This window comes from Thalassorhabdomicrobium marinisediminis (assembly GCF_003072065.1).
In the GTDB taxonomy this organism is placed as follows: domain Bacteria; phylum Pseudomonadota; class Alphaproteobacteria; order Rhodobacterales; family Rhodobacteraceae; genus Octadecabacter; species Octadecabacter marinisediminis.
The window spans coordinates 351,000-360,788 of the sequence record NZ_QCYG01000004.1 but is presented as its reverse complement, the minus strand read 5'-3'; the positions used below and the strand labels follow the sequence as shown (position 1 = coordinate 360,788).

The 9,789-nt window shown below is 56.2% G+C and carries 9 protein-coding genes; 4 read left to right on the top strand and 5 right to left on the bottom strand.

Features of this window, described 5'->3' with window-relative positions; translation table 11 throughout:
* Positions 1-1,102: 1,102 nt before the first annotated feature.
* Entirely contained in the window at positions 1,103-1,654 is a 552-nt protein-coding gene (locus DC363_RS08140) for a GSU2403 family nucleotidyltransferase fold protein (protein WP_108640630.1), read from the top strand.
* Positions 1,655-1,737: 83 nt separating this feature from the next.
* On the opposite strand, the gene DC363_RS08135 is transcribed toward DC363_RS08140, so the two are convergent.
* Genes DC363_RS08135 through DC363_RS08125 form a run of 3 tightly spaced genes read right to left on the bottom strand, consistent with a single transcriptional unit; the run spans position 1,738 to position 4,407 of the window.
* A complete protein-coding gene (locus DC363_RS08135; protein WP_108640629.1) occupies positions 1,738-3,390 on the bottom strand; it encodes a hypothetical protein in 1,653 nt (550 codons plus the stop codon).
* Positions 3,378-3,971 carry a hypothetical protein gene (locus tag DC363_RS08130; RefSeq protein ID WP_108640628.1) on the bottom strand — a complete coding sequence of 198 codons (594 nt, stop codon included), beginning with the start codon at positions 3,969-3,971 and terminating at the stop codon, positions 3,378-3,380. The genes DC363_RS08135 and DC363_RS08130 overlap by 13 nt, the downstream gene beginning before the upstream one ends.
* Positions 3,961-4,407 carry a hypothetical protein gene (locus DC363_RS08125; protein ID WP_108640627.1) on the bottom strand — a complete coding sequence of 149 codons (447 nt, stop codon included), beginning with the start codon at positions 4,405-4,407 and terminating at the stop codon, positions 3,961-3,963. Before DC363_RS08125 ends, DC363_RS08130 begins: the two co-directional genes overlap by 11 nt.
* Before the next feature lie 460 nt (positions 4,408-4,867).
* Between DC363_RS08125 and DC363_RS16945 the strand changes: the two genes are divergently transcribed.
* The 3 genes from DC363_RS16945 (at position 4,868) to DC363_RS08110 (ending at position 8,136) form a co-directional block, all read left to right on the top strand.
* Positions 4,868-5,809 (top strand): hypothetical protein, encoded by a 942-nt coding sequence (locus DC363_RS16945; protein ID WP_196778395.1) that lies wholly within the window; start codon positions 4,868-4,870, stop codon positions 5,807-5,809.
* Positions 5,810-5,817: 8 nt separating this feature from the next.
* A complete protein-coding gene (locus DC363_RS08115) occupies positions 5,818-7,344 on the top strand; it encodes an exonuclease domain-containing protein (RefSeq protein WP_241962959.1) in 1,527 nt (508 codons plus the stop codon).
* 498 nt (positions 7,345-7,842) lie between these two features.
* The gene (locus tag DC363_RS08110) at positions 7,843-8,136 is read left to right on the top strand and encodes a hypothetical protein (RefSeq protein WP_146180766.1); all 294 of its coding nucleotides are present in this window, start codon (positions 7,843-7,845) and stop codon (positions 8,134-8,136) included.
* A 267-nt stretch (positions 8,137-8,403) separates the two neighbouring features.
* Here DC363_RS08110 and DC363_RS08105 read toward each other — a convergent pair whose 3' ends face one another.
* The gene (locus tag DC363_RS08105; protein WP_108640625.1) at positions 8,404-8,991 is read right to left on the bottom strand and encodes a hypothetical protein; all 588 of its coding nucleotides are present in this window, start codon (positions 8,989-8,991) and stop codon (positions 8,404-8,406) included.
* A gap of 141 nt (positions 8,992-9,132) precedes the next feature.
* Positions 9,133-9,735, bottom strand: coding sequence for a helicase-related protein (locus tag DC363_RS08100; RefSeq protein ID WP_146180765.1), 603 nt, complete (start codon positions 9,733-9,735; stop codon positions 9,133-9,135).
* Between the last annotated feature and the right edge of the window lie 54 nt (positions 9,736-9,789).

Sequence of the window (9,789 nt, the reverse complement as noted above, 5' to 3'; positions counted from 1 at the left end):
TCCTCGGTCAAAGTTAGGTCCGCAAACCAAACCTTAGCCGAAGAACAACCATGGCCGCCAAGCGGCCCGCACGGGCCCCGCTTCGCTATGCGAAGGCTCCCCTCAGCCCGCGCTACCGGCGGAAATTACACCAACTGTTGGGACACTGCTCGGATAAGCTATGCCTTTGACAAGGGCATGCGGGAGTCTGATCTGTTGGCCGGACCAAAGGTGCTGGCGCAGGCGATACGGCGCGAAGACGCGCGATCACATTGACATATTTACCTCGTCCACCGGGTTCGGCTGGCCGTGAGCGTCCGAACGCAGGGGGGCCAGTGCCCCGCCTGCGCCAACGTCGCCGGCCACCGGGTCAATCGAGCGTGCCGCGGTCGAACGAAACATGAAGCCCGAGCGGCTCGAGATTGAGACGCAGCATTTCTATGGCCCCCCGGCGTCCCGAGATTTAGGGTGAGCCATTGAGCCGCCATCGGTTCGAGGCCAATGGCGAACGGATCGCAGCGAGGCACTCTCGGATGACGTCGTCGACCACGTTGAGCACCCGGATAGGATGCTCCCTCTCGGCAGATTGCTTCGCAATCGCCTGCCGGGCAGCGGATGATCTGTTCGTCCGTAAATCTCGTTCGCTTCATTGTCCATCCTCAAGTTGGGCCGGACTCTAATCGACGGTGGAGACAAATCCCGTGGCAGGTCAGTGTAACTCCCGCCGGTAGCGCGGGCTGAGCGGAGAACCTTTTTATTTTAATGCGGGCCCCGTATCGGACGCTTGGCAGTGGAGATTGTACTTCGGCTTCTTTACAGACCCACGATCCTGTCAATTGAGCGCAAGAGTTGATTGTGCGGGGCATAATTCTCGAGCGAGAATTCATAGCACAACACTGACTACACTTCTGTCATCACTCGGTTATTAGCAATTCTGCCATCCATTGGCCGTATCGAATTAGGACGACAACTCACGATAGAGCAGAGATTCTTAAGCGAAATACGCCCACCGCGATCTGTACTGAACAGAATTCAGGCGGCCGCATCCGAAAATCGTGTTGGGTCGTCCTATCCTGCAAGCACCATATCGAGGATAGGTGTTTAGCCTGTTTTACCCTACTAAATCGAACGGCTGTCGGTCGCCCTGGAGGATGCTGTAGAGGAGCCGCTGTCGAAGGTCTTCTCTCAGTTGAAGTTCGCCCCCGTCCTCTCGCTCGAGAAGAACAAGATTTGGCAGTGGCAGCAGACAAAGCGAACCACGCTGGTCGAATTCCTCACGCCGTCCTTCGAGGCAGACGAAGGTATTCGAGACCTACCTGCTCTCGGCGTCAGTGCACAGAGCCTCCACCACCTCGATTTTCTGTTATCCGACCCGATGCAGGTGCCGCTAGTCTACCGTTCTGGGGCGCTCGTGCAGATCCCGCAGCCGGAGCGCTTCGCCATTCACAAGCTGATCGTCGCCGATCGACGCAGCAGCGATCCGAGCCGACTAAAGGCCCGGAAAGACCGAGCGCAGGCCGATCTGCTCATCGAAGTCCTGAGTGAGGAAAGGCCCGGCGAACCTGCGAAGGCATACGAGGACGCGATCGGGCGCGGACCAGTCTGGCGCAACAGGATATCGGCTTCGCTGAACCTGATGTCTCAGGCTCGCAAGCGGATCGACGACATTACCTAACGCAGTGATTGAGCGACCCAACACGGTTTGCGAACATCCCCATTCAGGCTAAGACAAAATCGCCGAGTATAAAATATATGCATCTAATTCAGTATTTCCTGCAATTCAGAAACTCGCATACGGGTGAAGTAGAAAAGGCATTCTGCCAACCTCGCTCTGCTAAAGGGATCATCATGGTTTATTGCAGCAGGGCGACAAGCACGATTGCGAACTGAGACCCAATGGCGTTGCCCGTTACGCACCACGTCGCCCCCAATCTCGCGTGCCGGCCCGTATAGCTTACCCATAATACCATCCTCTCTCGCCAACGTCGGGTAAGCGCAAATTATTTCCGCTGCCGGATCAAGGTCGCCCGCACAACCGAAACTCGGCCCCGACACATCCGGATAGCCATCGGTTGGGCCACCGTACATTGCGAATAAACCTGTTTCGTCCAAGGAGCGCCAGCTGCCGTCGGCGCCCAGTCGGGTATAGGTGCTGATCGGGTAGCCTCTGTTGAAGTCAAGGATTTCGTAGCGATTGTCGCCCGGGGATGTTCCGGGAACAGGTGACTGGGTTGCGTCGAAGTGCACGTCTTCATTGAATGTCCGTACCATCCAATTACCGTCCGGCGCGCGGTACACATTGCATTGCGTGGGGCCGCGTCCCTGTGCCAGTCCCTCAATATAGAAACTGTCAGGGCCGGACGCTGGCACCAGACGTCGATAGCTGTAAGTACCGTGCTGCTCAACGGCGACTACCGGTTCCGACATACCGCTCACGGGGATGGCGCCGTAGCTCCTGACATGATTTTCGTCGATAGACAGTTCACCCTCGGCTACCAAGGCATCATTGACGTAGGCCGCGGTCTCCATAGCCAACCCAGAAACGGTGACGAACCCTGGAGAATTGAAGTGCCACACGAAGCTGCATGCGGCGTAGGCATCCATCAAGCCAATCTCGGTAAGTGGCTCATGATACGGAGCCAATGGAGTGGCCGAAATCTGTTCAGCTTCGATATAGCTGTCGACGATTATAAATCGGTCATCGAGCGATCGCTCGTCATTCTCTATCTCTTTTCGGGTCAGCATCGAAAATACGAAGTCGGGCGAAACGTCCCAGGCTGCCATCCGACGAGCAAGTTCGTTTATTGCGCCTTGAGCCTGGCCATAGAACTGCGTTGCCATAAAGTTAACAACTTGAGGCGTGAGCACTGTTCCATCCGATATCTGAATGGTGTTTCGGAGAGAGGAGAACGGCGCGTGAAATCCGAGGATGCCTTCAGTGTGAATATAGCGTCGCGCGACCGGCGGGAAATTTCTTAACGGAATTTCACTCCCGCCGAGAAATGCGATTGCGCAGGAAGAAAGGCACTGACTATCCGCCCCGACATAGGTTCCGACAGCCATCCCCTGAATGATGTCGGACATGGCCAAACCCGTGAAGAAATCACCACCACCACTGTTGAAGCTCACCAATACAGTGTTGAACCAGCTTACGTTTGGGTCCGGCAGCTCTTCGCGAAGAAGGGCTTCAAGTCTGTGTTGATCGCCGGGTTCGATGTCTCCCTGAACATGAAGCACGCGATAATCGCTGAAGTCGAACTCTGGGTCTTGAAGAGTAACCAACTCCATCGATCGATAAGGGAAAGGTGCGAACAACACCTCGTCCGGAGGCTCAGTCCAGTAAATTTCAGCTGTTTGCGCACCGTTTGCCAAGATGATGAGCATGCTTGAGAATTGAATCAGGCAGCGCATAATTCTCCCTCCGCCAATGCCTTTACACCGGTGCCCAATTCGGATCCGAAGCGCGCGCTCACGTCGTCGAGATACCAATGATAAAGGTCATAAAAAGAAATCGCATACTCACAAAAATAAGTTTTTACCACCGAACGGTCGCACCTGGGGCCGAATGTCCAAAGAGACCTGGACTCAATACAGATATAGATTTGATCGAACATGTCCGCGATTTCGAGAACGGCCATCCGGAGCTCAAGAGTTTGCGCTGCACTTTCCCCGCTTAAGACGCTGGACATGACAAAAGCTTCAACGGCTTCATCCGTTGCACGGGCCGTGCGAAGCTGCTCGAAGTTTGTCGCGTTCCTCAAATAGGACTTGGTCAGCAGCCTTCTAAAATCACCAAGGTCGCCCGTCGAGAAACTCTCAGCATACGACAATGCAGAACCGGTCCGGCGATCGATATTTGCAGCGGCGAGTTGGAAGAAGGTCAGAAAGATACCGACAGCTGTCGCGACCCAAGATATCAACTCAATGTAGTGAAAAGCAGCTGACCTGTCGCCATCAGGACGCAGGGACTTAGAGGTGGCTTCAACAGCCACTGAAGTCGAGCCCTATGTAATCTGGGGGCCAAGGGGTGCCATCGTCTGTCGGAGTTGGTGTAAACGTCACATCTTCGAACATCTCTTCGAGACACCCGAGTTGTTGACGTGTCAATATGAGAAGGGTTGCCATTTCGTTACGAGAAACGAGGCTGCCATCGGGCAGCCGAATAGTGGGTGAGCTGAACGTGTTCTCGGTTGTTACTTGTGCTACAGTGTCAGGGTCTGGGTCATAGATTTCTTGGAGACAGAAGCCTGAATATATGAACACCGGATCGCGCCCAGTGCCAAGATAGTGATCCACGGCATCCCTTATGCAGTCGGCGTGATCCTTTCGCACGACAATGCCACCCTCGGTTTGCGCATCAACTTGTTGAAGGGTGGCCAGGCTCAACCCTGCAACTGCAACTCCCACCGTGATCCATTGTCTCTCCATGGCACCGTTCCTAACAAACGATACTCAATGATACCCCGTGTACCGCTGTTCACACAAGCTTACGTTCTTCATTCGAATCATAGGCTTACCTGTCGGCTTGATAGAATGCCCTTACGGGCATGCGACCCACCATCAATGCCAAGCAAGAACATTTTCGTTATAGGGTGAATAACTAAATAACGAAAAATCTATTGACGAGCTTCGCGGTCCGCCTTACCCATAAGGCATAAACGTTACATCGTGACTGTTGAGAGGTTGTAAGCATGCGCAGCGTTAGAGAATACCGCAATATGTGCCGGAGCGAAGGGTTTGAACTCTTACGGGTCGAAATGGGAGGCAAGCACTGCCAACTCGTGTTCGACGCAGGAACTGTTACAGCAGCTTGCACGCCGTCCGACTATCGCAATCTTGTCAACGTACGCAGCGAAATACGCCGCCTGCACCGCTGAAAGGAAAGTCAATGACCGAGTTAATGACCGCCGCCGAACGCCGCGAGGCCTATCACGAAAACTACCATGGGTTTGGGCAGGCCGATGACCCTCACTACTGGGACTATGCCGCGCCGATGGGAGATCTCGTGACGACTGCCCTCGAACATGTCGAAGGACTGTTCGGCCCCGAACCTGCCGCGGCCCCCTTGCTGCAGTTGATGGAGCCAGCAATCCAGATCGGCGGCGGCTCGGCGCGGACTTGGCGCATAGCCTTAGAAAACAACGCACTTGCCCTTACCGATGCCTTGCCAATCGCGCGCCGCCTCGATTTTGCCCTGCAGTACGGTTTGTATGGCATCGTGCCAGAGGACATTCCTCTGGGCGAGCGTACGGGATGGTTGGCAAAGTTGGTGGCCGAGCTCTCGGATTTCTCAAAAAGTGCGTCTGACATCGTCTTCACCCGCATTGCCAACCTCGCCGCGTCACGGTACGCCATTGATACCGGTGTCGGCGAGATTGATACGCATTCCATGTCCATTCTCGGAGGCATCAGCGAGGGGCGTGTGCGCAACCTGCTCTCGGGTAGTGACAACGCGCTTGAGCGCGGACCCAACGGCGGGGTCGTCGCCTTGAGCGCCGCAGCTTGGCTGCAGAAGAAGAAGAGATTTCTGGCTTCGATCTGGCAGCAGGAGGACGTCGGTGAGGATAGCGACGAAGAGTGTCCGGCCATCCCGTCCGACCGCATGATTTTCGTGCCTGTGGCGCGGGACGGCTCGATGTTCACACCGGATCTTCAGCGCAACGGGGCATACCGCATCGGCGCAAAGGGCAGCGAGGAGGATATCCCGGACTTCGCAAACGCCCTCGCGCGGTTGAATGCCATGTCGGTGCCTCGCTGGCGTCGGCCGAATGAAAGGGGTCTGTGGGGCATCGTCAGCGGCGTGTCTTGGCAGCGTATCGAGAAGGGGTAAGAGCAGACATGACTATTCACACCGCCACCGAAATCCTCAACCTTCTGATGAGAGCGACGCCCCGTCCGACCTCCGATGCCCCGCGCGATGCCCGCGGCATCTACGGCCTGTTCGATCACACGGGCACCTTCCGCTACATCGGCTCAACGTCGTCTGCAGCTGAGACTTTCTACAAGCGCATCCATCAGCGCCACCGCGCCGGGTCGGAAAGCACCAGCCATTACTTCTCTCGAATGTATAACACCGGGCGCATGTGGCGCCAGCGCAAGGACCCAGCCACGAAGTCTGACGGCGACGTTGCAAAAGCTCTGCGCAACGCGTTCATCGCACGCCATTGCGGCTGTACGTGGGTGGAACTGCCAAACGATGCCGATATCCCCGGGCTCGAAGCACGGGTCATTGCCCTTGCGCCCTCTGATATGGTGGCGTGGAACCGGCGGGGCATGGATGCCTATGATGAGCCTGTGGCGTTGGTTGACGCGGTTATCGAAGAGTTGCGGCTCTCGCCTGTCCAGCGTGCCGCAATCGGTCGTCAGCGTGACCGCCACCTTGGGGGGGCGTCCGCCAGGCAGGGCGCGCGCGAGACCACGTCGGGACAGATTAGCCTTCCGCCTCTCCCGAAGGGTCCGTTTCGCTTCTTTGCGTTGGATGTCGAGACGGCCAACAATGACCGTGGAAGCATCTGTCAGGTGGGCGTCGCTTGCGTGCGTCCCGACGATAGCATCGAAACCTGGGTGACGCTGGTCGACCCCCGGACCGACTCCTGGCAGTTCAGCTACTTGCATGGGATCACCAATGCCATGGTGAATGGCGCTCCTACCATCGATGCAGTGATCGACGCGCTCGACGGGATGTTGCAGGGCAGCACCATCTACCAGCATTCCGGTTTCGACCGGAGCGCGATCCGTGCCGCCTGCGACTGCCGCGCCCGAACCGAGCCGCAGTGGAACTGGCTGAACAGTGTCAGCACGGCGCGTGCGGCTTGGCCCGAACTCAAGGGCAACGGTGGGCATGGCCTCGCATCGCTCAAGTCGCATCTTGGTCTTCGGTTCGAGCATCACGACGCAGGCGAGGACGCCCGCGCCGCGGCCGAGGTCGTTCTGTTGGCCGAACGTTGCACGCCGCTCAAGCGGATGCCGCAGCCAGAAGCCGCTGAGGACGATGTGCTCGATGATAGCGATTTCGCTATGACAAACACCCCCGGCAGCGCCATCCGTCCTGATGCGCTTCGCGCAGTCGTATCGGCCTCTCACATCCGCACGCCGATCTCCTCCAGGCCACGAGCTGATAATCAGGCCGAAGGGGGCGCAGTGCGCGTTCCCGTTGCGGCTGATGGCACCACTTTTAATCCTGGCCTTGCGAGACGGGGATACTTTACTGTCGGGGCGAAAGGAGCCGAGGAAAAACATGACAGCTTCGACGCGGCCCTCGAGGCGTTGAACCGGATGGATAAGCCGCGCTGGCGCCGCCCGAACGCAGCAGGCAATTGGGGCATTGTGTCCGGCTGCTCGTGGAAAAAGGTTGAGAGGGGCTGAATCCAATCAAGCGCAATGCAGGACGGCGCCAAAGCCCAATAAGTCCAAAACAGCCACACAGCTGCTTCCTGCGCACTGCTGCCGCTCAAAGCGTGGTAGGCTGCGTTTATAGCGAACGGCGGAAGAGTCCGCAGGATATGTGTTCGAGCAGCCCTTGAAGTCGGGCTCGCGGCGAATGTCGGCAATCCGGGTTGCGCCCGCAGCATCGAAAGGGTGAGACAAAAGGCAGCTGAGGGGCCGTTCGCTGCCCCCGACGCTAACGGCGGCAAGCAAAAGTTTGCCGCACAAATGCAGGAATAGCCGCTATACCGACTGGGCCTGCCAAGGCAGAAAGCCGATCCGGTCCCGGATCGTCCTCCGACCCGCCAAATCAAGCATTTTCGTCCGATCCTCTTGGCCAAATGAGACGATGATCGCTACAACCTCAATGAAGATAATGAGGGGAGGTTCATGCAATCATTAAACTTGGATCTAGAGTATTGTTACGGAATCCGGAAGTTGGAGCACGCGTTCGACTTCAAGAAATGTAATGCGGCTGCGCTATACGCACCAAACGGGGCGATGAAATCATCGCTCGCGAAAACGTTTCAGGACATTGCCGACAGGAAGAAATCGTCAGACAGGATGTTCCCAAACCGGCCGACGAAACGGTCGGTACTCGACGAGAACGATACTGAACTCGACCCGGAATGCGTCCTGATGATTCGCCCCTACGACGAGGACTTCGGCAGCAATGAGAAGACGTCCAACCTTCTCGTCAACGCGGCCCTTCGAAAAGAGCACCAGAAATAACCGAAGGCGTTGAAGAGGCGAAGAAGGTGCTTCTCGCCGCATTGAAGCTGTATCGTCCGTTATCAATCGTCTTGGAACGGATCGGGAAAACTTCTGTTGCTGAGTTCTTCATCTGAAGCCAACTCAACGCGCAACTCAAGTCCGTCGACGGTTTCGTGCTCACCTGCCGGCCGGAGATAGGGTGTGATGGATGCAAAATCTCTATGCACTTCACGTCGAGACCATTTTGCTGACGACATTAGTGTCCCAAAGGTCGCCATTTCCGCGCTAATCGAAGCCGCGTCTGACGCAAAGATTGGCAAGGCCTAAGGCAGTACTTGGACTGATCTTTTCATCGGCGTGTACATTGCTGTGACCCTGCAAGATCTGAAGAGGGACTCCCATCAGATGTGCGATATCCGGAATAAGCTGAATAACGAACTTTCGGGCACTTGTACTGCGCTTAATGTCTCGGGATTTGTCAGACAGGGCCTTTTGGATCGACTTGAGAGGCTTGCCATTCATCCACAGCTTCAACGCTGCCTGCAATTTAGGAAGAGCAAAAGATGCGCGCTGAGCATCGTCCTTAAGCTTTTTGAAGTCCGTTCCGAACAGGTACTTCAAACTGTCAGGCTTGATCACTCGTGCCAAATGTTCACGTGTTGCAGCCAGCCACTCGAACACCCAATCACACAATACTCCAACCGTCTGAAGACTCTGAAACCCCTCCTCGACAAGAGCATCAGACAGGTCCTTCAGGACATCTTCCGGAAGACCCAACATAGAGGCGGTGTTGCGCAGAGACAGGGATTCAACGGGAAGGATTTCGTTATCATCCGTCAAGAGAGAAAGGGCGGCTGCTGTCCTGCTATCCACCCAATCTTCTTGTGCATCCTGACGTTTGCGATACGCGGCGAAGCTTCTCGATAGACCAAGCCGCACATCGAGGACACCGTCTTCACTTTGATCTGTCTCTGCAAGCCGCGCGACGACATACCGTTCCAGATCGCCGATATCTCATGCTTTGTCATGTATGCGATCCATCAGTGCAGTAAACGGATCGTCCAAAACTAAGCACTGGTCAGATTGGCCAAAGATCGCGCGGAGACGCGTCCATCTCTCACCAATCTTATTTTCGGCATCATCCAGCGGAACAACTTTTCCGGGGATGACCAAGACGATGCCTGTCGCGCTTTCGCCAGCCCGCCCGGCGGCATTGAGTAGATCTTCCGGTTCCAAGAGGTCTTTGCGTCCCGATGCCACGTCGTATTGGCTATCTTCTGCGATGATCACCAGATCTGCGGGCAGGTTCATGCCCTGGCCGAGGGTTGGGGTTGCAGCGAGAGCCGACAGCGCTTCATCGCGCCTATAAAGTGTTTCGGCCAGCTGCCTTTCCTCTGGAAGCAGTTGGCCGTGATGTGTGGCGGCCTGCGACACAAGCTTTCCGCTTTGGAGAGTCAGGTAGAGCTGGTCTGCTCCCCCCATTTCATCGACAGCAACTTCATAATACCGCTGCTCAGTTTCGGTTAGTTTGACGTCACAATCCTCAAACGCCTCGCGTGCCTTTTCTGAGATTGAGAACGCATTTGGAGTGGACTGCGAAAAGACAAGCGTGCGCAAACCGGCCTGCGCAGCTGCAACAGCAATGGACGCTGCGACAACCCCAGAGTTGGG